At 39.6% G+C, this 24799-nt stretch carries 16 protein-coding genes; 9 read left to right on the top strand and 7 right to left on the bottom strand.

Annotated features, from left to right (window positions below; translation table 11 throughout):
• Positions 1-104 precede the first annotated feature (104 nt).
• The 5 genes from AC07U8_RS16985 to AC07U8_RS16965 all read left to right on the top strand — a co-directional run bounded on the left by AC07U8_RS16985 (position 105) and on the right by AC07U8_RS16965 (position 5933).
• The gene (locus AC07U8_RS16985) at positions 105-1364 is read left to right on the top strand and encodes a D-amino acid dehydrogenase (protein WP_004723669.1); all 1260 of its coding nucleotides are present in this window, start codon (positions 105-107) and stop codon (positions 1362-1364) included.
• An 84-nt stretch (positions 1365-1448) separates the two neighbouring features.
• Positions 1449-2573 carry an alanine racemase gene (gene alr, locus AC07U8_RS16980; protein ID WP_151956467.1) on the top strand — a complete coding sequence of 375 codons (1125 nt, stop codon included), beginning with the start codon at positions 1449-1451 and terminating at the stop codon, positions 2571-2573.
• Between the two features lie 10 nt (positions 2574-2583).
• Positions 2584-2955 carry a RidA family protein gene (locus AC07U8_RS16975; protein ID WP_004723667.1) on the top strand — a complete coding sequence of 124 codons (372 nt, stop codon included), beginning with the start codon at positions 2584-2586 and terminating at the stop codon, positions 2953-2955.
• A 185-nt stretch (positions 2956-3140) separates the two neighbouring features.
• Positions 3141-4571, top strand: a complete 1431-nt coding sequence (locus AC07U8_RS16970) for an amino acid permease (protein WP_004723666.1) — start codon at positions 3141-3143, stop codon at positions 4569-4571.
• Positions 4572-4823: 252 nt separating this feature from the next.
• Positions 4824-5933 (top strand): acyltransferase family protein, encoded by a 1110-nt coding sequence (locus AC07U8_RS16965; RefSeq protein ID WP_494738341.1) that lies wholly within the window; start codon positions 4824-4826, stop codon positions 5931-5933.
• A gap of 281 nt (positions 5934-6214) precedes the next feature.
• Here the strand turns inward: AC07U8_RS16965 and hemJ are convergent, their stop codons facing one another.
• The 7 genes from hemJ to AC07U8_RS16930 form a co-directional block, all read right to left on the bottom strand.
• Positions 6215-6667, bottom strand: coding sequence for a protoporphyrinogen oxidase HemJ (gene hemJ / locus AC07U8_RS16960; RefSeq protein WP_004723664.1), 453 nt, complete (start codon positions 6665-6667; stop codon positions 6215-6217).
• Between the two features lie 81 nt (positions 6668-6748).
• Positions 6749-7981: a beta-ketoacyl synthase N-terminal-like domain-containing protein gene (locus AC07U8_RS16955; RefSeq protein WP_004723663.1), complete on the bottom strand. Its 1233-nt coding sequence runs from the start codon at positions 7979-7981 to the stop codon at positions 6749-6751.
• A gap of 448 nt (positions 7982-8429) precedes the next feature.
• Entirely contained in the window at positions 8430-12272 is a 3843-nt protein-coding gene (locus tag AC07U8_RS16950; protein WP_494738340.1) for a DUF4132 domain-containing protein, read from the bottom strand.
• A 129-nt stretch (positions 12273-12401) separates the two neighbouring features.
• Entirely contained in the window at positions 12402-14555 is a 2154-nt protein-coding gene (locus AC07U8_RS16945; protein WP_315078027.1) for a hypothetical protein, read from the bottom strand.
• Positions 14552-15736: a VWA domain-containing protein gene (locus tag AC07U8_RS16940; protein ID WP_209828697.1), complete on the bottom strand. Its 1185-nt coding sequence runs from the start codon at positions 15734-15736 to the stop codon at positions 14552-14554. Before AC07U8_RS16940 ends, AC07U8_RS16945 begins: the two co-directional genes overlap by 4 nt.
• Positions 15733-18360 carry a DUF5682 family protein gene (locus AC07U8_RS16935; RefSeq protein WP_494738339.1) on the bottom strand — a complete coding sequence of 876 codons (2628 nt, stop codon included), beginning with the start codon at positions 18358-18360 and terminating at the stop codon, positions 15733-15735. The genes AC07U8_RS16940 and AC07U8_RS16935 overlap by 4 nt, the downstream gene beginning before the upstream one ends.
• Before the next feature lie 2 nt (positions 18361-18362).
• Positions 18363-19454 (bottom strand): ATP-binding protein, encoded by a 1092-nt coding sequence (locus AC07U8_RS16930; protein ID WP_096735012.1) that lies wholly within the window; start codon positions 19452-19454, stop codon positions 18363-18365.
• A gap of 313 nt (positions 19455-19767) precedes the next feature.
• Here AC07U8_RS16930 and AC07U8_RS16925 point away from each other — a divergent pair, with 313 nt between their 5' ends.
• The 4 genes from AC07U8_RS16925 to fusA all read left to right on the top strand — a co-directional run bounded on the left by AC07U8_RS16925 (position 19768) and on the right by fusA (position 24747).
• Complete coding sequence (locus AC07U8_RS16925; protein WP_151801579.1) at positions 19768-21249, top strand: EcsC family protein; 1482 nt, start codon at positions 19768-19770, stop codon at positions 21247-21249.
• A gap of 147 nt (positions 21250-21396) precedes the next feature.
• Positions 21397-21771 (top strand): 30S ribosomal protein S12, encoded by a 375-nt coding sequence (rpsL, locus tag AC07U8_RS16920; protein ID WP_004648013.1) that lies wholly within the window; start codon positions 21397-21399, stop codon positions 21769-21771.
• Between the two features lie 179 nt (positions 21772-21950).
• Positions 21951-22421, top strand: coding sequence for a 30S ribosomal protein S7 (gene rpsG / locus AC07U8_RS16915; protein ID WP_004655203.1), 471 nt, complete (start codon positions 21951-21953; stop codon positions 22419-22421).
• A gap of 187 nt (positions 22422-22608) precedes the next feature.
• Complete coding sequence (gene fusA, locus AC07U8_RS16910; RefSeq protein ID WP_004723654.1) at positions 22609-24747, top strand: elongation factor G; 2139 nt, start codon at positions 22609-22611, stop codon at positions 24745-24747.
• Positions 24748-24799: the final 52 nt, after the last annotated feature.

Genomic DNA, 24799 nt, shown 5'->3' with positions numbered 1-24799 from the left:
AATAAATTAAAACACCTAAATTTTAGCATTAAAAATAGTGAAATAAACTATTGAACCAAAAATATACTAGTGAAATAAACTAGTAAATGCATAAAGGATAAGAAATGCGTGTAATAGTATTAGGTAGTGGTGTGATTGGCGTAGCAAGTGCATATTACCTCGCGCAGCAAGGAGCACAAGTTACAGTTTTAGACCGTCAAGCAGGTCCAGCTGAAGAAACCAGCTTTGGTAATGCAGGTCAAATTTCTCCAGGATATTCGACACCGTGGGCTGCCCCAGGTATTCCGTTTAAAGCGGTTAAGTGGATGTTTCAACATCATGCGCCACTCGCGATTAATATCGATGGCAGTATGTGGCAGTTACAGTGGATGGCGCAAATGCTTAAAAACTGTAACTCAGAAAGTTATGCGATCAACAAAGAACGTATGACCCGTGTTGCAGAATATAGTCGTGACTGTTTAAGAGAATTACGTAAAGATACTGGCATTGAATACGAAAACCGTTCAAAAGGCACATTGCAAGTTTTCCGTAATGAAGCTCAATTAGAAATGGTTCAGCGTGATATTGCTGTACTTAAAGAATGTGGTGTTCCACATGAGTTATTGCTTAAAGATGATCTTGCTAAAGTAGAACCAGCACTTGAACATGCCAAAGATAAATTGGTCGGTGGTTTACATCTTCCAAATGATGAAACGGGCGACTGCTATTTATTTACCAATGCTTTAGCCAATTTAGCCAAAGGTTTAGGTGTCGAGTTTAAATTCAACCAAAATGTTGAAAGATTGGTGGTTGAAGGTGATGAAATCAAAGGTGTTGTAGTCAATGGTGAAGTGTTAACTGCTGATCGCTATGTATTGGCTTTTGGTAGCTATTCACGTGATTTCTTAAAGCCGCTGGAATTAAATTTACCAGTTTACCCAGTGAAGGGTTATTCTTTAACCATTCCAATTGTTGATCCAACATTTGCACCACAATCTACAGTTTTGGATGAAACCTATAAAATCGCGATTACTCGTTTTGATCAACGTATTCGTGTTGGTGGAATGGCAGAATTAAGCGGTTTTAATCATGGTTTAAATGCGGATCGCCGTGGCACATTGGAAATGGTGACCCAAGATTTATTCCCAGGTGGTGATTTGGCACAAGCATCATTTTGGACCGGTCTTCGCCCAATGACCCCAGACAGCACACCAATTATTGGCGCAACACGTTTTAAAAACTTATTCCTCAATACAGGGCATGGCACTTTAGGCTGGACGATGGCATGTGGTTCAGGAAAATTGATTAGTGATTTGGTACTTAATCATCAAACCGATATCAGTACCGAAGGTTTATCTATTCAGCGTTATCCACACGCTGCTTAAGTGCCACTTTATTAAAACAGTGATAAATAAATTGTTTAGCGATAAATAATTTACAACGCCAATCCATATTCAGGGATGAATAAAATGCCTAGACCAATTACTGCCGTCATTCATCAGGATGCTTTGCTGCATAACCTGAATGTCGCCCGTCAATTTATGCCACAAAGTAAAGTTTTTACCGTGGTCAAGGCCAATGCTTATGGACACGGTATTGAACGTGTCTATGATGCATTCAAATCCGCAGATGGTTTTGCTTTGTTGGATATCGATGAAGCAAAACGCCTAAGAACATCGGGATGGACCGGTCCAATTCTGCTCTTAGAAGGCATTTTTTCAGCCGATGATTTATTGGATTGTGAAAAGTATCAATTAAGTTTTAGCCTACATAATGAAGATCAAGTGAATTGGCTAGAACAATTTCAAAGCCAATCTCTCAAAGACAATCCAGCACAGACGCAATTCGATGTATTTTTAAAAATGAATACAGGAATGAATCGCCTTGGGTTTAAACCTGATGCGTATCGGGCAATGTGGCAAAGATTAAAGCAATTCGATGTGGTGAAATCTATCACGCATATGATGCATTTTTCAGATGCAGATGGTGAACGTTTGGGGCAATCTGGGATTGCCTACCAGCAGGCTATTTTTGAACAAACCATTCAAGATTTAGACGGTGAGCGCTCAGTTTCAAATAGTGCGGCCATTCTCCGACATTCGCAAGATTTACGTTCAGATTATATTCGTAGCGGGATTATGCTGTACGGCAGTTCTCCAGACTATCCAACACATTCAATTCAAGATTGGAATCTTAAACCAAGCATGAGTTTACGCAGTGAAATCATTGCAATTCAAGATTTACAGCCAAGTGAAACAGTAGGGTATGGATCTAAATTCACGGCAACCCAAGCCATGAAAATCGGAATCGTGGCATGTGGTTATGCAGATGGTTACCAACGTATTTCTATGGATGCACCCGTATTGGTTAATTCTGTACGAACCCAAACTATTGGTCGTGTCAGCATGGACATGTTAGCGGTTGATTTAACCCATATCCCAGATGCGCGAGTTGGAAGCGAAGTGGTACTTTGGGGACAGTCGTCAAATGGAACTGTACTGCCGATTGATGAAGTTGCAGCAAGTTCTGGAACCGTAGGTTATGAGCTCATGTGTGGTGTAACTGCACGGGTCAATTTTAAAATTTCAAAATAAGGACATCAACATGTCAAACAACGTTCAACACGCAGATATTCAAAAGCTCAACAGCAATCAAGTGATGAGTGCAGTCACCATTTTCAATAAAGTGGTTTATTTGTCTGGTCAAGTTCCTAAAAATACCCAACAGGATATTATTGGTCAAACTCAAGAAATCTTGGCAACGATTGATCAGTTATTGCTTGAGGCAAATACTGATAAATCACGTTTATTGTCTGCTCATGTTTACATCAAAAATTTGGATGATTTTGCAACTTTTAACACCATTTGGATTGATTGGTTAGAAGGCTGTGTTGCACCATCTCGTGCAACAATTCAAGCGGATTTGGTTAATCCAGATTGGTTGATTGAGATCGCAGTTATTGCGGCGCAGGCATAAATTAATCTCTTGTCATAAAGTAGAATTGATTATTGTCAATAATTAAAGCAGTATTTGCCCCGAATTAAAGCTGGTCACATGTAAACCATGTGGCCCAGTTCGCGTTAGGTAGAACAATAGAACGGGAATGTTCTTATGCCACAAGCGGGTTTTACCTCCAAAAAATTGTCAAAAAGGATATTTTTATGACAACTTCAAGCCATTCAGATGACGTACCATCGTCGCCAAATGAGCTACAACGGAAATTATCCAATCGTCACCTACAATTAATTGCGATTGGTGGTGCAATTGGTACAGGCTTATTTATGGGTTCTGGGAAAACCATTTCCCTTGCAGGCCCTTCAATTCTGATCATTTATATGATCATTGGTGCAATGTTCTTTTTCCTGATGCGCGCATTGGGTGAAATTTTACTTTCAAATCTGCACTACAAATCCTTTATTGATATGGCACATGACTTAATTGGTCCGGGTGCTGGCTATTATATTGGCTGGTCATACTGGCTCGGTTGGATCTTAGTGGGTATTGCGGATTTAGCTGCAATTATCAATTATCTCAATTTTTGGCTTCCAGACGGAACCGCCTTTACCCCCATGGGACAAGCCTTAATTAGTGCGGGATGCGTACTCTTGGTATTGGGTATTAATCTCCTCACGGTAAAGTTGTTTGGTGAAATTGAGTTTTGGTTTGCTTTGATCAAAATTTTAGCCATTGTCGGATTGATTCTTATTGGCGGCTATATGGTGTTGAGCCATTTCCAAGCACCAACAGGTTCAGTTGCAAGCTTTAGCAATGTCTGGTCGCATGGTGGCATGTTCCCGAAAGGCGCAAGTGGCTTTTTAGCAGGTTTCCAAATTGCCTTGTTTGCTTTTGTCGGTGTCGAGCTGATCGGTACTATGGCGGCAGAAACCAAAGATCCTGAAAAGAACTTACCTAAAGCGGTCAATGCGATTCCGACCCGTATTATTTTGTTCTATGTATTGGCACTCTTTATCGTGATGTCGGTAACCCCTTGGAATGAAATTCCTGCGGATCAAAGTCCATTTGTCACATTGTTCCTACATGCTGGTATTGGTGCAGCGGCTGTGATTATGAACTTGGTGGTTTTATCCTCGGTAATGTCATCGATGAACAGTGGTGTATTTTCAACCAGTCGTATGTTGTTTGGATTGGCTAAAGAAGGGCAAGCACCGACTAAGTTGGCTGAGCTGTCTAAACGCGCCGTTCCTGCAAAAGGTTTGTTGTTCTCTTGTGGCTTTATTATGGCAGGTGCAGCACTACAATATTTTGTTCCAAATACCGTTGAAGCATTTACCTTAGCCAGTTCTTTATGTGTGATTTTATTCATTAGTATCTGGAGTATTATTATGGTGTGTTATATACGCTACCGTAAATTACGCCCAGAATTGCATGAGAAATCAAACTTTAAAATGCCGGGTGGTGTATGGATGTCTTATCTTGTTTTGATCTTCCTTGCCTTTACTTTGGTGATTTTAAGTCTTGAGCCTGATACTTTAAAAGCTTTAATCATCAGCCCATTGTGGGTGATAATTTTAGCGGTGACCTATCAAATGATGTATAAACCGCGTATGAAAAAGCGTAATCAACAGCTTTAATGTTGAATATTCAATTGATCAGGAGATGGTGTTAGATCATCTCCTGAATAACTATGATATGAAAGATTTTGATATAAATTAAATTTAAAAATTAAATGCTTAGATTAAATATAACATACTCAACTTTTTGGTTTTCCCCGTGATTGATTGCATAGATTCAATGTAAAATTTAACAAATTATTCAAAATAAAATACTGAAATAAAAATAAAAAACACGTTTAATAGCATCATTTACGCTAAACAACAGCATATATGCGCAATAACAAGATCGATCTCTTACGTGGAATTTCAATTTTATTGGTACTTCTCCACCATTTTAATATTCCTTATAAACTGCATGACACATTTCTCGGTATACAAATCTTTGGCGAAAGCTTAAGTACCTTAATTGCCCGCAATGGTAATTATGGTGTGACCCTATTTTTTGTGATTTCAGGTTTTTTAATCACCCAACATACTTTACAAAGAAGTGGCACACTCGCGCAGATTAAACTTAAAGATTTCTATATCCGCCGTATTGCCCGAATTATGCCTTGTTTGGTGCTACTGGTGGCGCTGGTGACGGCACTGGGTGCAATGGGGTTAAAACCCTTTATCAATCAAGCGCCAAACGGTATTGAAGTTTCTTACGGCTTAACTGTATTTTCTGCTTTTACCTTTTGGATGAATATTCTGATCATTGAAAATGGCTGGGTGAATTATGCACTTGGTGTGCTGTGGTCTTTATCTGTTGAGGAAGTCTTTTATTTAGCATTTCCGATTTTGTGTGTTGTATTAGGCCGTGGTAAAGGCTTTATTATATTTTTATTGGCGATCATCGTTTATGCACCTTATTTCCGTTCATTACATTTTGCCGAGGAAAGCGGGGCTTATCTTTATCATTACTTCTCAAGTTTTGATGGAATTGCGATGGGTTGCTTAACTGCTTTAATGACTCAGCGGATGAGTCAAAAAATACAGGTTTCAAGAATCGTGGTTCCGATCATTGTGGTATTGATGGTTACTGTTTATTTATATGCACCAATCAAAGAGGTCAGTACTTGGGGAATCAGCCTTTTTGCTCTATTGTCAGCAACGCTGATCTTCTGTTTTGCTCAGAACCCACACACTGAATCTCGCTCTATATTGTCAAAAGGTGTAGCGTGGATTGGGCAACGTAGTTATGAAATGTACTTGTTTCATTTGATTATCTTGGGTTTATTTAAAGTTTTTTATTTTCCTAAAGAAACCTTAGCTGTTGAAAAATTAATGCTATTGCCAATTTATTTTATTGCTGTTTTTGTATTGAGTTGGTCCATTGAAAAGTATTATTCAACACCGATGAATGCAAAAATTAGAAATTGGCTAATTAAGCGCCATTGAAAAAATCCTATACTTATTAAGTTTGCACAAGCAAACGGTTATTCGGGAACGGATCTAATCGGACTTGATGTTGAGCGCAATAGCGTGATTGTGCATTGTTTAAGGTAATAACAACTGCTTTTACATCATTGAATCGTGTATGGAGTAACTATCGCATGGCGACATGGATTAAGTTTTTATAATTTCATGTTGCTGAATTTATTAAAAGATTATTTAGGTGGGCCTGTAAATTACATACAATCAATAAAAAAACCTCCATTTAGGAGGTTTCTATCTACAAGTTAAAATGTTGGTTTAACGACCACTAAAATTACCACTGCAAATAAAATCAGGGTTGGCATCTCATTGAAAAACCGCCAAAACTTATGCGATTTATAATGTGCATTGCCAATCAGTTTTTTACGGTAATAGCCACAAACAAAGTGGTAAATTACTAAAAGGCCAACTAAACCGACTTTTAGATAAAACCATAAAGCTTCATGGTAATGACGTGTTGCATCACCCCAGTCTACGAGAAAATGTGCAGTGATCAATGTTGCGATCATCGAAGGCCACATAATGCCCCGATATAATTTACGCTCCATGATCTCGAAACGCTGATGACTTAGATTGTCATCGCTCATGGCATGGTAGACAAACAAACGCGGGAGATAAAACAGTGCTGCAAACCAACACACGACTGCAATGATATGTAAAGCTTTTACCCAAAGGAAAGCTTCTGAAGGAGCATCCATCAATTTACCCTTTTAAGGGCAGTGTGCGAGATGTTGATCATCCAAACTTATTTTAAATTTGAATGATCAACAATTCTTTGTTTAGCCTTCCCATTTTTTAAAAATGAGACAAGCATTGACACCGCCAAAACCGAAACTGTTACTCATCACAGTATTCAATTTTGTATCGCGTTTTTCAAGTACGATGTCATAACCTTTTGTGCCTTCATCAAGTTCAGTGACATTGATGTTTGGCGCGATGAAGTCATTTTGCATCATCAATACAGAATAAATGGCTTCTTGAACACCAGCAGCACCCAGACTGTGACCTGTCATAGACTTGGTTGAGCTTAATGGTGGAACATTACCTTCACCAAATGCACGACCCATCGCAAGAAGTTCAGTTACGTCACCAGCAGGTGTTGAAGTACCATGGGTATTGACATAGTCAACCTTATCTACGCCATGTTGTTTAGCTTCTTCTAAAGCCATCAAAATACAACGGGTCGCACCTTCACCCGATGGTGCAACCATATCCGCACCATCCGAATTTGCAGCATAAGCAACCACTTCTGCAAGAATATTCGCACCACGTGCTTGAGCATGTTCAAGTGATTCAAGTACAACGAAACCACCACCACCCGCAATCACAAAACCGTCACGGTCTGCTGAGTATGGGCGTGACGCTGTTTCTGGAGCATCATTATATTTAGAACATAGTGCGCCCATTGCATCAAACAATAAGCTTTGTGACCAATGATCTTCTTCACCGCCACCGGCCAACATTAAATCTTGTTTACCCAATTGAATTAGGTTGTAAGCATAGCCAATCGCATCAGCTGAAGTTGCACAAGCACTAGTGATTGAATGAGCAACACCTTGTAGTTTAAATGCAACACCGACATTGGCAGTAATGGTGTTTGACATATTACGTGGTACGAAGAACGGGCCAATTTTACGCGCACCTTTTTCTTCTAAAAGTTTAACCATCTCTGTAACAGACGCAGTTGAGTTACCACCTGAACCCCCTGCAATACCGTAACGAGGATTACCGCCCAATTGTTCTGGCGTTAAGCCTGCATGTTCAACGGCTGCAAGCGCAGAATTGTAGGCATACATTGCACATACGCCCATGAAGCGCTTGAGTTTACGGTCAATACCATCAAAATCTTGTTCTGCTGCGGCACTGACATGACTTTTAAAATTAAGTTCTTCGTAAGTTGAATTATGACGTGTCCCTGAAATACCATTTTCCAAAGAGTGCTTAACAGCTTCCAATGTATTACCGATACATGAGTTAATGCCCATACCAGTGATGACAACACGACGGTTCATGCAAAGTCCTTTATTTTAGAATACAGAATGAATGTTTACATTTAAACGCGTTTACTTTTTTAGTTCAATGGCGAAAGATATTGATTCTTGTGCATCATTTAAAACAATATATTGTATGCTTAAAAGTTAATTAAATAACTGAAAATAAATATATTTATTATTTTTATAATAATATGAATTCATGATGGATATTTACATCAATTAGGCAAAACCATCCATAAGCAGGGCTTAGCAGAGATGGTTTGAAGCACTAATTTTTGAAATAAATTTTAAATTGCTGGGATAAGCATGGTGTTTTATCCCTAGTGTAGAACAAGGCTTCTCTTTAACTGCTGAGTTGAATTATCCATATAACCGATATGATGGCCATCCAGGCCAATCATATCGGTTGCAATACAACTGTTATAGCCTGTAGCAAGCCTAAACAAAATTTCTTTGTCTTTATGAATTACCAAGGCGTTTTCTTTTCCCACTCTGGATCAAAACCTGATGTAGAAGCAGCAACTTTTAAATAATCTGCATAACTCTCAGCCAATAAAATTGGTGGAATCTGTTTAAGTGGAAGTTCATTGTTGTTCCAAGAGCGGCTGGCTTTCTTGCTAAAGGTCAGTTCATAAAGGACAGCAGGAATATTTTCCTCTGGTACATAGCTTCCACTAAATGTAATTTCTACATCGATACCTAACTGTTTATAGGGCTTGGTATAGCGATCAAATGAACCACCATCTTCGATACTGGCACGTTGATAACCCAATTTGGTTATAACACCACGTAATGTAAAGGTATCTGTAAGCCAGCCATTATGATCCTTAATTTCAGTGACATTATCATCTTCAAGCTTTGGCAGATGATGGGTCATCTGTTCAAATAAGAATTTCACTTTATAGTCTTTAAAGTGTGTAATCCAATCTTTCGCTTCTTTTTCACCAACCAAAACCGCATGAGAAATTTGAATTTTGCTGTCTGTGCTTAGCTCGATTTCATCATCATCTAAATTCAGTAATGCACCATCATCACTTGGTCTAAAACTGATTTTTTCACCATTGGTTTTGATCTCAAGCCAAATCAGTTTTTGGATTAAGCGTCTCATGATTGGATGGGCAAAGATATACTCTTGCCACTCTGCAACATTCCACTGACGTTCGCTACACATCGCCTCATACAAACGACCTGTTTGCATATCCACGACTTGTTTAAACTCTTTTTTACTGGTGCTAAATAGTGCTTTGGCTTCTTTAATCAGGCTTTCATCATCATTTTGGCGGGCAGCAGGTAGTGCTTTAACTTCTTTACCTTCTTCATTTTTAAGAATGAATTTGTCTTTATCATCGACAATGGCACTAAAGTTACGTGAACCATATTGCAGTTGTAACACTCCATTTTCATCTAAACCTGCTGTTGGAATAGTACGGTCAGCCAGTTCATCACTTGTCCATTGATTACGTTCAGCAATCTCAGCAACCAATGTGTTTGCAAGTGTTTGTACCGAAGCAGTCCGGTAGCGACGTGAAAGTGAAAGCAACAATTGGATGATTAATGAGTCATTACTGATCGATAATGCACTAATCATGGCTTCAATTTGTGAGCGACGAGGGTAGTGTTGTTTCATATAGTTCTGCAATTGTTTTACTGCAAAACTTCCTTGTGCATTGGCAGTCAGTGAAAGCATACCTTTACTTTTGATCGCGGAACCCAGATAAAGTCCTAAACGTTCGCGTTTAATCTCTTCAATCACTTCTTCTAAGGTGATGGTGCCATATTTGGCATAATATTCAGGATATTTTTCACCATAACGTTTGTATGAATCTCGATAAGAACTCAGACGGCCAGGCGCTTCTGTGGTTGCATATTGCGTTGCTTCATCCAATGGTGTTTGTAAGGTATCTTGATGAATAAAACTGTGTAATAAATGATTAGCAAGTTGTACCTGATCTTTTTGATCAAGTAAGCCACTATAGCGTTGTAGTAAGGCATTGGCTCTAGGCTCTTTCAGCTTTTCCGCCAATATCACCCACCATTTAATAATTCTAGGGTCAACCTCTTTGCCATTCTGCCATTTCACTTTTGGCAATGTGTCAAAATCAAACCATGTAAAACTGCTTGAAAGTTTGCCTTTTAAACCGTCTTCTGCTTCTTTTAGCAGCACTTCTGGTTTGAGATAAGCACTAATATCCTGTCCAAGCTTTTCCAATGCTGTTAAAAGAGCAGCTCGAACGATTTCTTTCTTCTCTTTTTTAAGTAAAGCATTCAGCGGTTTTACTGCATCCTGATTTTGTAGACGTGCTAGCCATTCAATTGCTGTGATTCGAATGTCTTGTTTACCCGAATCTAGGGCTTCGATGGCACGTTGATGAATGTCGGGAAGGTGCTGTAAGGTTTCTTGCGCTTCATAACGCAAGCGCTTATTTTCACCCAATGCAAATTCGAGTAAGCGCGGAATAAACTGTACTGGTAAGGATGGGAAACATTTAAGTACAAAGATGGCATCGGATGGGTTAAAGCTTTGATATTCATTTTTTTCTAAAGATGGAGAAAGCCCCAACGCTTCAGTTAAATATTCTTGATTTTCCGCAAAAAATGGCCAAATTTTATCTTTTTCATAAATATGGTCTTGTAAACTTTGATAATAGGATGATCCCGCTAGAATCCCTTGAGCCACTCTACGTTTTGGATCATTAAATTTAGCCGCATCAAGAGCCTGAACAATATGGCGAAGTTCATAATTGGCATATTCTTCAGGTTTAAGCATTTCAAATAAATTAGGCCAATAGATCCAATTTCGATTGCGTATCGCAATGATTCTCATAGCATGATTAATGGAAAATTCAGGATATTTTTTATATTTATTTTTATGGGTAATAATATTTTCAACTTGGTGGACATTTTTAAAAGATGCATCACCGTTCAGTTGGTCAACAATCGACGTTAAAGTTTGATGATTAATTTTTTTAAGCTGCTTTAAATGATCTTGAGCCCAAGTTCTTTTATAACTTGCTGTTTTATTATCTTCAATTTCATCGGCAGCATTCTGTTCAGCTTTAGCCAAAATTTCTTGATAATTTTCTAAAATAACTTCGGTAAAGCTTGCTGGAATTTTTTGTTCAACAAATGGTTGAAAGGTAGGTGCTTCAAAATCTTGCTGTAATTGAGCAGTATCAACAGATCTTAAGCGCTGAATCGCCATTTGTAAGATTTGTTGTACAGATTTTTGTTTTTCTTGTGCAAAAGCTTGTTCTAGTACAACTAGATTGTCAGCACCTAAACGTGCCAATAGATCTGCAGAAAAGCCACGTTCCTGACTTGAACCTTCCAATAGATTTTGATTTAAATATTTCTGGCTATCTTCTGGATTTAAATTCGTCAATAAACTGGTGGCTTTAGTACGGATGGTTTTAGATTTCCCTACAGAAAGTTTGACAATCAAGTCGGGGATTTGTTTGATCAATGCTGTTTGTTTGGCGATATAGTCTAAAAAGTTTTCTTGTCCAATGATGCTCAGTGTTGGAATAAGTTTTCTGAGTTGATCTAATCGGGCTGAAATGAAATCTTGGGTGTCCTTGAGTAATAATATTTTATCTAATTTACTAGAATGATAACTGTCGATATTTTGGCGTTCAAATAAATAAGGCAACAGTTCATCGCCTAAACCCTGTTGATCACTTTCAAGCAAATCAAATAGTTTCTGTTGGGTCCAATTTTGCTTTAACAATTTATTCGGATCTGCTTCACTAAACTGCTGACTATCAAACGCGGTAATAAATGTATCTACCGTGAGATAAATAAACCAAGCGGGCACTTTTCCATAAATATTGGTAAAATTTTTCTGTTGTGTTGCAGCTTCAAGCACTTTAGCAAAACGAATGATTTGTTCAAATTCTAATTCTTCAAAGATCTCACCATAATAACGACGGCGTAGTTTTAGTGCTGCTTCAGCAAGCTTATTTTCTTTTTTATCCAGTGATTGATTATTTTGAGGCCAATACCAGCTATAGGTACCTGGCTTTCCCAGTAAAAGCAGTGCTTTTTCATTCGGGTATTGCTGCAATTTAAGTAGTATTTCTGGATTTTCTCCATCCAAAATAAATAAAACCACATTTTGATCAAGTTGGTCTTCAATGACGGCCAAAGGCTGGAAAATATGGTAGAGCTTTTCAACTTTATTTTTTAGATCTTCATTATGTTTTTGAATGTGGTCATGATCAGCGGTTGAGTCTGCTTGTTGCATTTTCACTGCCTTATCCTCAGGCTTTAAAAACATCGACTCAATTTTTGAAAAAAGTTTATTTAACATCTGTATTCCTTTTGAGCAACTCGCTGTTGCTTTTCTATAGGCGCTAATACTTTAGGCTTTAATACTGTGCTTGGTAGTTCACTAAAATTATAGAAAAATATCATCAATTTAAATAGCGAGCTTAATTTATCACGACGTAACTTGTCCTTCTAAAGCGATTCTATGATTTAGGCGTTGTAGTTGTAATAAAACATGTCGCCATTTTAAAAGCTGACTGGCTAAATTGTGCTGTGTGGAATCTGATTTAAGTGAGTTTTGAATAAAGCTTAAACCCAAATCTGCAAACTTTTCAGCAAAATCATCCAGTTTAACCAGATCATCTGTATCCAATTTTGAACGACCTGTATTTGCATAGAATTCAAACAAGGCTTGTGATTCCAAGATCAAAAGGTCTAATGCAGATAAATGTTGCTGATGTTTCCATTGCTTTTTTTGTTCGAGCAATTTTTCAATTCGACCAGTAATCAGCTCAACCAAGCTACTTTTCTTCTGTACAGGATGATCATAATCCAGACTGAATATTTTTAAACCTTTTGGCGTTGTTAAAAACACACTACATGGAATGAATTGAATCTGTTGCTGTGTTGCTTCGATACGCACCAACGTTGCGATAATTTTTTCATTATGAATCAGTTGGGTGAGATGTTTAATTCGTGCACGATATTCTGGTTCTATTGGAATGACCAGTTTGAGTGCTCTATTTTCATCGTCAGTAATACGGTATTCAAAATATTGCTCTAGTTCGTTGAGTTCAGGTGCTGTGATACTTTTATGGCGAAGCAGTACATAACGTGATTTAAGCTGTTCTAGGCTTGAATGCGGAACAAGCATTTCTTGTAAAGATTGCCATGTTGAAATGCCAATATTCATCTGTTCTAAATCGGATTGGCTAAGTGCATTCAACAAGCCCTTTGGTAAAAAACGAGTATCTGTGCTGGCACTGAGTTGTGTCTCTGAACTGGATTTTGCATGGGTTAATTCAAGTTGATGTTGGAGTAAAAAGCTGAGAGAACTTCCCCAAATCCCAGTATTGGCTGCACTGTGCATATCAAAGGTACGATCTAAATGATTGGCACGTGCCTGAGTCACTTCTTTAAGTTGTTGCTCTTTTACATCCCAGAAGCATACCGTTAGACCATGTGCACCACTCTCTGTATTCCACCATTCACAACCAAGCGGGATTAGATGCGCTATGCTTTCTTGTTGATAGTCGCGTTGTACAGCACCACGAAGTTGTCGCAATGCTTCGGCTTGAACATCTGGATTTAAATGCTCGATTTCTGACAGTGCAGCCAAATAGGCATACAAATGTGCCAATTGATTAAAAATCTGCTGCTCATCAACCTGTACATCTGCTTCCAAAAACTGCTTCATTGAGCCATGTAAGGCACGCAATAAGCTCCCTAAACGTGGTAAGTTTTGTGCGCGTGCTTGCATATTTAAAATATGCAGTGACATGACCATTTCTTTGGCCAGATGTGACAGACCTTGCTGAATAAAGTTTTGACAAATGAGTTTAAGTTCTTGGATCAATACCTGATCATCAGGTGAAAGTTGCTGTGTAGGATGATGATGTTGCGCTGTTGTATCAATTGACCATTGCCATTTTTCAGGGGCATTTTTCAGAACTAAATAAGCAATACATGCCAAATGCCCAGCAACTTTTTGTTTGTCTGCAATTTCTGACAACATGCCTTCAAATCCCGTTGCGGGGTAGAGAACAACTGGATTGGGACTTAAATCGGTTTGAAAAGTGATTTTATGTTCTTGAATATCAATTTGACAGGGTTCAGGTTGAAGCAACCAATTTTGTACAAATTCATAGGCCAAACGAATATTGGCTTTGCCTGCTTGTTTTTGGATTTTGCTTGGATCAAATTCTAAAACAGTTTCAAGGGCTGATGTTGTGGCTTGCTCAGATGGCTCAGTATGTTGAGATGTTTCCTGTTGAGTTAGTGGTACTGCATTTTCTCGATTATTGTTAGGGCTATTTTCACTTGGACTATTTGCGGTAATAAGTAGTGTTTCATGTTCCTGAACCCATAAAATACTGCTGAGAATATGTTTACAACAGCCTTGTGCTGAACAATTACACAGTGCTTTGGTGATGCCCTCAAGGGGCAGTTTAACTTCACATTCTTCGACTTTAAATACCAGTTGATCGTGCTCTTGTTGTAATAGTTCAACAGCATCTAAGGATTTACGGGCACGACGTAGAAGACCAGCATTACTGTGCATGGTTAGGCTGTCTTCATCGTATTGGGTATAAATATGCCAACTCATTGCATCACCTCTGCAAACCATGTCGCCAAATGTTCAGGAGTCATTGCTGCGATTTGCATACCGCGTTCTTGGAGTTTTTGTGCCATATTGATGTCATAAACAGGATTGGCTGCTTGATCCAGCGCCGCAAGCCCAAGCAGTTTGCAGCCTTGTTGATTGAGTTGACTGGTGGTGTTGAGCATTTGTTGAACGGATGCACCTTCTTCAAAGTCACTGATCAAGACTAAAATACTGCGATTGGGTTGTTTAATCTTCTTTTGACAGTATTGCAAAGCTTGACCAATGTTAGTTCCGCCACCGAGTTGAATGGTCAGTAAGACTTCAACTGGGTCATGTGCCAAATGGCTTAAATCAACAATTTGGGTGTCAAACAGGACCAGACTCATATTGACCGCAGGGAGAGCTGCCAAAATACTGGCACATACTGCTGCATACATGATCGAATCCATCATCGAGCCACTTTGGTCGACACACAGTACAATTTCCCATGGCAAATGTTTCTGTACACGGGCATTAAAATAAGGGGTTTGAATAATCAGTTTTTGTAAATCAGGCTGATAATTTTTGAGATTGGCTTGAATGGTCCGTTTCCAATCAAAGTTTTGTGCCTGTTTAAGATGTGAACGCTTAAAACGATTACGACGACCTTGTAGCGCTTTTAAAAATTGTGTGCGGATTTTTTGTAAGAGTTCTTCCACGACTTTTTGAATTAATTCTCGAATCGCATCTTTCATCTCATTGCTTAAACGACCACGCATACTCAGCAAAGCTTTAGCCACCGCAGGGTTGGGTTCAAGTTGTCTTACATGCTCTGGGTTTTTAAATAACTCAGTTAACTCATAGCGTTCTATGGCTTGTTTTTGCATACGTTCAAAGGTCGATTTTGGGAACAGTTTTCGACTTTGGTTGAGCCAGTTAATCGCGTTAAGCTGCGAGGCTTCTAAACCGCCATGGCGATTTTTCCCTTGTTGGATGCCACGACGCTTATATTCATTTTGGTAGAGATAATCGAGATTGCGCTCAAGTTTCAGTTGATCGCCTGACAATGCCGCTGCTGATAAATTCTGGTCGGCATAGCGACCGAGCATTAAGCGCCAACGGCGTGCTTGATCCATTGCATCAAGAGCAACAGGGGGATCTGAGTTTTCATCAAGATTTGGTTCAGGAGGTAATTGGCTCATTTATTCACTCCTTGTTGTTCTGGATTGAGTCGTTTTGAGCGATTGCTTGCCCAGCGATCTAAGTGATCATATTCAAATATTTTTTGCAGTTGCTGGCTAAGTTGTATGCCTTGGAATACATCCTGTTCCCCAATATGACTGAGTACCTGATCGAGAATGACATCCTCGCCAAGTCCTGTGGTTTTTGCGATAATTTTCGATACTTTAGTGCTTTGCTTTGGGGTGAGTTGACTAAAGATATAGCGTAAATCAGGTAAAATCCGAATAAAGGTGTCTTCCGTCCAATGACTGACCAATTGGTGAAGTGCATCAATTGCAACCTTGGATTGCACAAAGATTTCAGGCGCAATAAAAAACATGCCATGTAAGTATTGCACAGCATCTTCAGGATCACTTCCCACTGCAAAAGCCAGTTGTAATTGTTGTTGAAGCTGATTTTGCTCAATTTGATGGTCTAAAAACTGCAAAGTATGCAGTGCACCTTTGAGTGAACTAAGATGAAATTCATCAATTTTTGCCAGATCAATTTGGCTATACATCAGTTCCAGTAAATCTACATCTTGTGCATTTACAACTGCATGCTGTAGTGAAAGATTTCGTTGCTTGATATTTAAAATCAGCTCATGCAAGGTTTTTAAGTTGCTAAGATTTTGTTCAATTTTTTCTTCATGGGTATCGTAAATTTGATCAAGTAAAAAACAGGCCTGATAGACGGCAAAACTTAAACTTTGTATCACGATATTTTCGGGTAAATTTAACAGCTTGTGACCATGCCACAAATAATACAATTGCTGTGCTGCGCCAATCACCGAGGCAAGGTTTTGATCGCTTTCTAAAAAAGTATCGAGTTGTTGACTAAGCAATTCTAAATGTTGCTTTAATCCTAAGCGACACGCCAAAGCCAGCAATTTGGCAGTTTCAAAGGCAGATTGCCCGACACCTTTTGCTTCATTTTCTTGCTGTAGTTTAATAATTTTAAGCAGTGCAATTTGTTCGAGTTGATTGCCCATTTCTGCTAGTTCAATCAAACGTGCTTCAACACTAGGTGTCCATGCATAACGCCATTCCTCAAACAACAAATCCAGACTGGCACCCTGTACAAAATCTGGACCTGAAATACGTTGGGCAAAATTACAGCCGACAAATTCCAGTAAATGCAAATATTGGCTAATGTTCTGATGTAAAGGTTTACGATAAATATCGAGTTTTCGATTGCGTAAAATGGTGTCATTTAAATTAAAACGATAGGTTTTAATCTGTTGATAGGTATTTTGTAATAAAGCAGGGCTGTGCTGATTTTGAGCAACCTTACCAAGCTGTTGCCCACTTAAAAACTGAAAAATCAGGGTAAATAAATGCTGTTGTCCATCATCCATTTCCCCTTTGATTAAGGCTGATTGTAAGGCATCGAGTAAATCATAACGGCTCGGTTGATAATGCCCTCGAAGGCAAGCCAATTGCCAAGCAAGTTCAGCGGTATTTTTTAGCGCGATATAAGGCGTTACATCCAGTGCATTTTCTTGGTTTAAAAAATGGCATAACTCATTTAAATATTGAAAAAATTGCAGTTGCGTTTGTTCAACCGTTGGATTGTTTGCAGATTTTAAATTTTGCCAATGTTGTTGATAATATGCAGGTGAGGGCATACCTGAAGCATAGCCATTTAAAGCATCTAAACGATCGAAACTATAGCGAATCAGCCAAGCTTGCTCTTGCCAGTTTTGCTTTTGATCTTGGACAATAAAACGTTCTGCTTGCTGTGGGGCTGCTAGATTTTCAATTAAGGCAAGACTATGAAAGCCACCCGTGATCACCAAAATTTTATGCTTGGGATCAATACTGTTTTGGATGCAATTCCACATCACATCTTCACGATGTAATGAAGCATCTTTTAAGAGTACCTCACGCTCATAATCCAGACGTGCCAATGAACACCAAGCAAAAACATCATCAAAAAAAGTTTGAGCATGTTGCAGTTGTTCAACATTTTGCAGCTCGAATAAATGATCCCAAAGTTCATCGTGATTTCGGCAATGCATGGTTTCAGCAAGTTTTTGGATATATTGGCTATGCGCAAAATAACGTTCAGACAGCAAACTTTTTTGTTGCCAGTCCAAATCGGACTGTTGCGTTTTTAAGGCACTTTGTTTTGCCCAATCCAAGTCAATAAATTTAACGTCTGCTTGAATGAGTTTTGCCTGTTGGATGGCGACCCATTCAGGGGAGTATTCACAAAAAGGGAAGTAGGCAGAAAAGATTTCTGGTTGAACCTCGTCATCACTTTCATGTTCTTCACCAGCACTCTCTTTATTTGCAGCGCCTTTTTTGGGTGAGGTTTTATTTGAAGAGCGTTGTGCTTGTGCAAATATAGCCACAGGAGGCTGAGTGGCTTGGTTCTGTAAGCTTTCAATTAAGAATTCAAAACTTGTTGGTGCTTCGATTAAAATGTGAGTGGGCTTCAGTTCATCGATATATTGTTTTAACGCGTATGCACAAGCGGGGCTATGATGGCGGATTGGCGCAAAAAAAACGTTTTGCTCCGCCATTTGCTGTTTCAGTTGAAATGCCTGTTTTAAGCGTTCAGGCATTTCACCTCTCTCTATATTTCGATCCAACAGCTGCATGATTAAAACTCTCGGCTGGCGTCATAGAAACTTTTCCAGTCGGCATCTTTACGTGCACGCTCTTTCACCACAGTATCCAGATAATAACGTAGGCGTTTAGCGTCATCTGGATTATCTTTAAACACAACCCCAATCAATTGTTGTGCGAGGTGTTCTGCTTTTAATTTTCCATCACTGAGATAAATGGCTTGTAGACCTGCCGCATGGGCAATATTGACTGCTTCAGCAGTAGACATAACAGCATCAGGCGTTTTAAGTGTTGCGCCTTGCAGACTTTGTCCTGTTCTGAGTTCATTGAAAATGGTCACCAAGAGTTCGATGATTTCTGGGCGAACTTGGATTTCACTGTATAAATCAGCAAGCTGGTTCTTAAGTTGTAATCCCACCAGTTCGATTTCAAATTTTTGGTCACGAATCGGTTTTACTGTTTCAAAGTTAAAGCGGCGCTTTAATGCTGCTGACATTTCATGTACGCCACGATCACGCAAGTTTGCTGTTGCGATGATGTTAAATCCTTGTGTAGCTTGCAAACTAAAATCTTGTCCCATTTCAGGGATCATCATTTGCTTCTCAGACAGTAACGACACCAACACATCCTGAATTTCAGGTGGGCAACGGGTGATTTCTTCAAAGCGGGCAATTTGTCCATTTTTCATGGCATAGAAGAGCGGGGAGGGAATCAGTGATTTATCTGTTGGCCCTTCCGACAAAAGGAGCGCGTAGTTCCAAGAATATTTAATATGGTCTTCGGTTGTCCCTGCTGTTCCTTGAATCGTGAGCTGAGAGTTGGCTGAAATGGCAGCACTAAATAGCTCTGAAAGCATCGATTTTGCTGTACCTGGTTCACCCACCAACATCAAACCCTGATTGCCCATCAATGTCACCAAGGCACGGTCAACTAAGGCATCATCACCATAAAACTTTTTTTGAATATCCAGTTTGGCATCACCCAAGATAAATGAGCGAACAGCGTAAGCAGAAAGTTGCCAACCTGCTGGCTTTCTATGTTGATCTTGTTCTTTTAAGCGTTCTAGTTCCGCTTGATATTTTTGTTCTGAACTGTGCTTAATTTGATTTTGAAAATTTTGCTTCATAATGATTCTATATATATTTTATCCAATGAATCTATCATAACTGGCAAAGGCTGAGATGACCACTGGTACATAAGTTGTCCGCGACAAATTGTGACATCTATTTGTTATAAAAAGTATTTTTAAGTAAATTGAGTGCTGTAATTGCAAGTGAACTAGGGTTAGATTGTTTATAATTGTATAGTATGATGATCTGTATTGAAATTTTGTGAAATAGTGATTGTATTGATTCGAGAATCAGTACATTAATGTAAGCATTGAGAAACTATTTAATACAAGCTTTAGTGTTTGAAAAACCACAGTTACGAGGGTGCACATGGCAAATTCTAATAAAAAACAATCAGGCGGATTTATTTCAAATGCTTTTGGCGTGGCCAAAAAGCTAAGCGAAACAGGCTTAAGTGTGATCAATCATGTTGCTCCTGGTACGGTGAGTAAATTGAGCCACAGTCCTAAAGATGAATCCGTTGTACAAGGTACTGCTCAAGAAAAAAGTGCTTTTGAACGTAAACAATATGAAAATCCTCAACAAATGCTACGGGAACATCTACCCAATGTAACTGGGCAGCTTTTGGGGAAACATTATAAAAAAATCAATAATGTCGCTTCGTTTATTTCACCAGATTTAAACGATAAATTGTCTGATTTTATTTTTGATAAGCTCAATGAGTTTGTTTCAGAACTGACTTCTGTAGATGCTGTTCTAAAAGAAGTGGGTGCAAATAGCTTGGCAGAGTTGGCTAAAGATCCTGAACGTTCACAACGGATCAGTACTGCGCTGGCGAATCAGAATAAAATTATTGCTGCAATTCAAGGTACAGTGACAGGCGCGTTTGGCGGCTTAGGCGCAATTCTTGATGTACCTAGTTCACTGGCTTTGGCACTCCGAAGTGTTTATCACACTGGGCGAGCGCATGGTTTTGAGTTGAATGCAAAAGATCATGCTGTTGTTGAATACATTTTTAAACAAATTGATCTAGGCACTGTTGCTGAAAAACACGCATTGATGGCGGCAATACGAACTTTTGCAGGGGTGTTGCAAACCCACAATGTGAGCCAATTGCAACAGCTATTAGGTTCAAGCAATGATATAGAGCTGTTAAAAAAATGGGTGGCAAATGAGGATGGTACATTTAAGTTGCCATGGATGAATAATCTTCCACATTTTAGTCTGTTGACACGACTCACCCCCTTAGCCACGATGGGCATCAGTGCTGCATATAGCTGGAAACTGGTCGATGATGCAACCGATAAAGCTCAAATCGTATTTTCTGGCGCAAGGCAATATCTGCTACAGCATGCTGATGAAAAAATTGATGTATTAGATGCTTATGAAAAATTTAGTCAATTGATCTCAGACGCGCATCCGTTGCTTTTAGAAGACAGCAAAGTAGAAACGCTTGCAGAGAAAGTCGAGCCTCAGGTTGAAAATGAAGCAATTACCCATGTTGAAGTGAAGGAAAAAACCAGTGAAACTGTTGATGAACTCAATGCTGAGCAAAAAGTTGAGCAGGGGATTCAAAAACTGGCTGAAACGCACATTGAAGATAAACATACGACTCAACAGCAAGACAAAGCGACACCCGTAAAACCTCGACGTACCGCGCAAAAGAAAGTCGCAGCAGTGGAGACCACTACAGCGAAAGCAACTGATGTGGCGAAAACATCGACAACTGCAAAAACTGTAACAAAAAAGCGTACCCCGGTAAAAGCCAAAGCTGCTACAGAAAATACGGTAAAAGCGTCTGAAAAAACGCAAGAAGCTACTGAAACAAAATCAGAAAGTAAGCCTGAGTAAGTTGAATCATTGATTTAGCCAAAGCTTGAAATGGTCAATATTTGACACCATGTTGAATGTTGACCATTTTTACTTCTTGGCTTACAATTGCATGCCCTCAAAAAGTGGTAATTTTTTGAGGCTTTTTATTAACGGGAGAATTGCCATATGGCAACAACAAATCAGTTGATCCGTAAGGGTCGCACAACTTTGATTGAAAAATCAAAAGTTCCTGCGTTGAAGGCTTGTCCACAACGTCGTGGTGTTTGTACACGTGTTTATACAACTACACCTAAAAAACCTAACTCAGCAATGCGTAAAGTTTGCCGTGTTCGCTTAACTTCAGGTTTCGAAGTTTCTAGCTATATCGGTGGTGAAGGCCATAACCTACAAGAGCACAGTGTTGTTCTTATCCGTGGTGGTCGTGTTAAAGACTTACCAGGTGTACGTTACCATACCGTTCGTGGTTCTTTGGACTGTGCTGGTGTTAAAGATCGTAACCAGTCTCGTTCAAAATACGGTACTAAACGTCCTAAGAAATAATCTGTTAAAGATTAGCTTCTTAAGAATATAGAGCCGCAATCCTTTATCGTCTCGCTTGTCTGATTTCTGCATTAATTTTGTGAAATTCAAGCGACGTGTAGTAAGGCCAGCGAATAGCACACGACACTTTGTGCTGATGCTGGATAAACCTGAAGTGTCATATTTATAGGTAGATTAAAATGCCAAGACGTCGCGTAGTCGCTGCTCGTGAAATCCTTCCGGATCCTAAGTTCAGTAGCCAAACAATCGCTAAATTCATGAACCACGTAATGCAAGATGGTAAAAAGTCTATTGCTGAAAGTATCGTTTACGGTGCTTTAGACCGCGTTCAAGAAAAAAATAAAGTAGACCCAGTTGAATTTTTCGAGACTACTCTTGAAAAAGTTCGTCCTATGGTCGAAGTAAAAGCACGCCGTGTTGGTGGTGCTACTTATCAGGTACCTATGGAAGTACGCCCATCCCGTCGTACTGCCCTAGCTATGCGTTGGTTGGTAGATGCTGCTGCTAAGCGTTCTGAAAAAACTATGGCGTTACGTCTTGCTGGTGAGTTGCTTGATGCAGCTGAAGGTAAAGGCGCAGCGATCAAAAAACGTGAAGATGTGCACCGTATGGCTGAAGCTAACAAAGCCTTCTCTCACTACCGCTTCTAAGCGGCTAAAACAGTCCCTAATCAGGAGAATACTCATGCGTACTGCAGCACGATTTAACATCGCCCTCTACCAAAGTGGGGGATTTGCGGGTATTTAAGTTGCCCATTACGTATCGAGTATCCGTACGCATCAATGCTTCATTGATGCGTCCTGTTTTAAACAACAAAATTTAGGAATGCAAGAAATCATGGCTCGTCAAACCCCAATTTCTCGTTATCGTAACATTGGTATTTCTGCGCACATTGATGCCGGTAAAACTACAACTACTGAACGTATTTTGTTCTACACAGGTGTATCTCACAAAATTGGTGAAGTACATGACGGTGCAGCAACAATGGACTGGATGGAACAAGAGCAAGAACGTGGTATTACAATCACTTCAGCTGCTACGACTTGTTTCTGGTCTGGTATGGGCAAGCAGTTCCCTGAACACCGTATCAACGTAATTGATACACCGGGACACGTAGACTTCACAATCGAAGTTGAACGTTCTATGCGTGTTCTTGACGGTGCGTGCATGGTTTACTGTGCTGTAGGTGGTGTTCAACCTCAGTCAGAAACTGTATGGCGTCAAGCAAATAAATATAAAGTGCCTCGTTTAGCATTCGTGAACAAGATGGACCGTACTGGTGCAAACTTCTTCCGTGTTGTTGAACAAATGCGTACTCGTTTAGGTGCTCATCCTGTACCTGTAGTGATTCCAATTGGTGCTGAAGAAAATTTCCAAGGTGTTGTTGACCTGATCGAAATGAAAGCAATCATTTGGGATGAAGCTTCTCAAGGTATGCAGTTCGAATATGGTGATATTCCTGCTGATCTTCAAGCATCTGCTGAAGAATGGCGCACCAATATGGTTGAAGCTGCTGCAGAAGCATCTGAAGAGTTGATGGACAAATACCTAGAAGAAGGTGATCTTTCTAAAGAAGACATCGTTGCAGGTATTCGTACGCAAACTTTGGCTGGCGAAATCCAACCAATGCTTTGTGGTACAGCATTCAAAAACAAAGGTGTTCAACGTATGTTGGATGCTGTAATTGAATTCTTACCATCGCCTACAGAAGTTAAGCCTATCGAAGGTATTCTTGACGACAAAGCTGAAACTAAAGCGATTCGTGAAGCATCTGATGAAGCGCCGTTCTCTGCATTAGCGTTCAAAATCATGAACGATAAGTTCGTAGGTAACTTGACTTTCGTACGTGTTTATTCTGGTGTTCTTAAACAAGGCGACCCAGTATATAACCCAGTTAAGTCTAAACGTGAACGTATTGGCCGTATCGTACAAATGCACGCAAATGATCGTCAAGACGTTGAAGAAATTCGCGCTGGTGACATCGCTGCATGTGTAGGTCTTAAAGACGTAACAACTGGTGATACGCTTTGTGATGAGAAAAACATCATTACACTAGAGCGTATGGAATTCCCAGAGCCAGTAATTTCTCTTGCTGTTGAGCCTAAAACTAAGGCTGACCAAGAAAAAATGTCTATCGCTCTTGGTCGTTTGGCTAAAGAAGATCCATCGTTCCGTGTACGCACAGACGAAGAATCTGGTCAAACGATTATTGCGGGTATGGGTGAGCTTCACCTTGACATCCTTGTTGACCGTATGAAGCGTGAATTTAACGTTGAAGCGAACATTGGTAAACCAATGGTTGCTTACCGCGAAACAATCAAAAAGAGTGTTGAGCAAGAAGGTAAATTCGTACGTCAAACAGGTGGTAAAGGTAAATTCGGTCATGTATATGTTCGTTTAGAGCCTATGGATGTTGAAGAAGCTGGTAAAGAATACCAATTCGCTGAAGAAGTTGTAGGTGGTGTAGTACCTAAAGAATTCTTCGGTGCGGTTGACAAAGGTATTCAAGAACGTATGAAGAATGGTGTATTGGCTGGTTACCCTGTTGTGGGTATCAAAGCGACATTATTTGATGGTTCTTACCATGATGTCGATTCTGACGAATTATCGTTCAAAATGGCAGGTTCTTACGCATTCCGTGATGGTTTCATGAAAGCAGATCCTATCTTGCTTGAACCAATCATGAAAGTTGAAGTAGAAACTCCAGAAGACTACATGGGCGATATCATGGGTGACTTAAACCGTCGTCGTGGTATGGTTCAGGGTATGGACGACTTACCTGGCGGTACTAAAGCAATTCGTGCTGAAGTTCCACTTGCTGAGATGTTTGGTTACGCGACTCAAATGCGTTCTATGTCTCAAGGTCGTGCGACATATTCTATGGAATTTGCTAAATATGCTGAAACTCCACGTAACGTGGCTGAAGGCATCATTTCTAAATTCCAGTCTGGCGGTAAAAAAGGTGACGACGAGTAATCTTTCGATTACTATAAGCCCAAACTAATTCATAGTTAAAAACCAAGTGCTC

This window comes from Acinetobacter sp. GW821-FHT01E09 (genome assembly GCF_059422385.1).
The sequence above is the reverse complement of the archived record's forward strand: the minus strand, read 5'-3'. Positions and strand labels throughout refer to the sequence as shown.

Coding starts and splice junctions, on each gene's coding strand:
- AC07U8_RS16985 (WP_004723669.1), top strand. CDS start 105: ATGCGTGTAATAGTATTAGGTAGTGGTGTGATTGGCGTAGCAAGTGCA.
- alr (WP_151956467.1), top strand. CDS start 1,449: ATGCCTAGACCAATTACTGCCGTCATTCATCAGGATGCTTTGCTGCAT.
- AC07U8_RS16975 (WP_004723667.1), top strand. CDS start 2,584: ATGTCAAACAACGTTCAACACGCAGATATTCAAAAGCTCAACAGCAAT.
- AC07U8_RS16970 (WP_004723666.1), top strand. CDS start 3,141: ATGACAACTTCAAGCCATTCAGATGACGTACCATCGTCGCCAAATGAG.
- AC07U8_RS16965 (WP_494738341.1), top strand. CDS start 4,824: ATGCGCAATAACAAGATCGATCTCTTACGTGGAATTTCAATTTTATTG.
- hemJ (WP_004723664.1), bottom strand. CDS start 6,667: ATGGATGCTCCTTCAGAAGCTTTCCTTTGGGTAAAAGCTTTACATATC.
- AC07U8_RS16955 (WP_004723663.1), bottom strand. CDS start 7,981: ATGAACCGTCGTGTTGTCATCACTGGTATGGGCATTAACTCATGTATC.
- AC07U8_RS16950 (WP_494738340.1), bottom strand. CDS start 12,272: ATGTTAAATAAACTTTTTTCAAAAATTGAGTCGATGTTTTTAAAGCCT.
- AC07U8_RS16945 (WP_315078027.1), bottom strand. CDS start 14,555: ATGAGTTGGCATATTTATACCCAATACGATGAAGACAGCCTAACCATG.
- AC07U8_RS16940 (WP_209828697.1), bottom strand. CDS start 15,736: ATGAGCCAATTACCTCCTGAACCAAATCTTGATGAAAACTCAGATCCC.
- AC07U8_RS16935 (WP_494738339.1), bottom strand. CDS start 18,360: ATGCAGCTGTTGGATCGAAATATAGAGAGAGGTGAAATGCCTGAACGC.
- AC07U8_RS16930 (WP_096735012.1), bottom strand. CDS start 19,454: ATGAAGCAAAATTTTCAAAATCAAATTAAGCACAGTTCAGAACAAAAA.
- AC07U8_RS16925 (WP_151801579.1), top strand. CDS start 19,768: ATGGCAAATTCTAATAAAAAACAATCAGGCGGATTTATTTCAAATGCT.
- rpsL (WP_004648013.1), top strand. CDS start 21,397: ATGGCAACAACAAATCAGTTGATCCGTAAGGGTCGCACAACTTTGATT.
- rpsG (WP_004655203.1), top strand. CDS start 21,951: ATGCCAAGACGTCGCGTAGTCGCTGCTCGTGAAATCCTTCCGGATCCT.
- fusA (WP_004723654.1), top strand. CDS start 22,609: ATGGCTCGTCAAACCCCAATTTCTCGTTATCGTAACATTGGTATTTCT.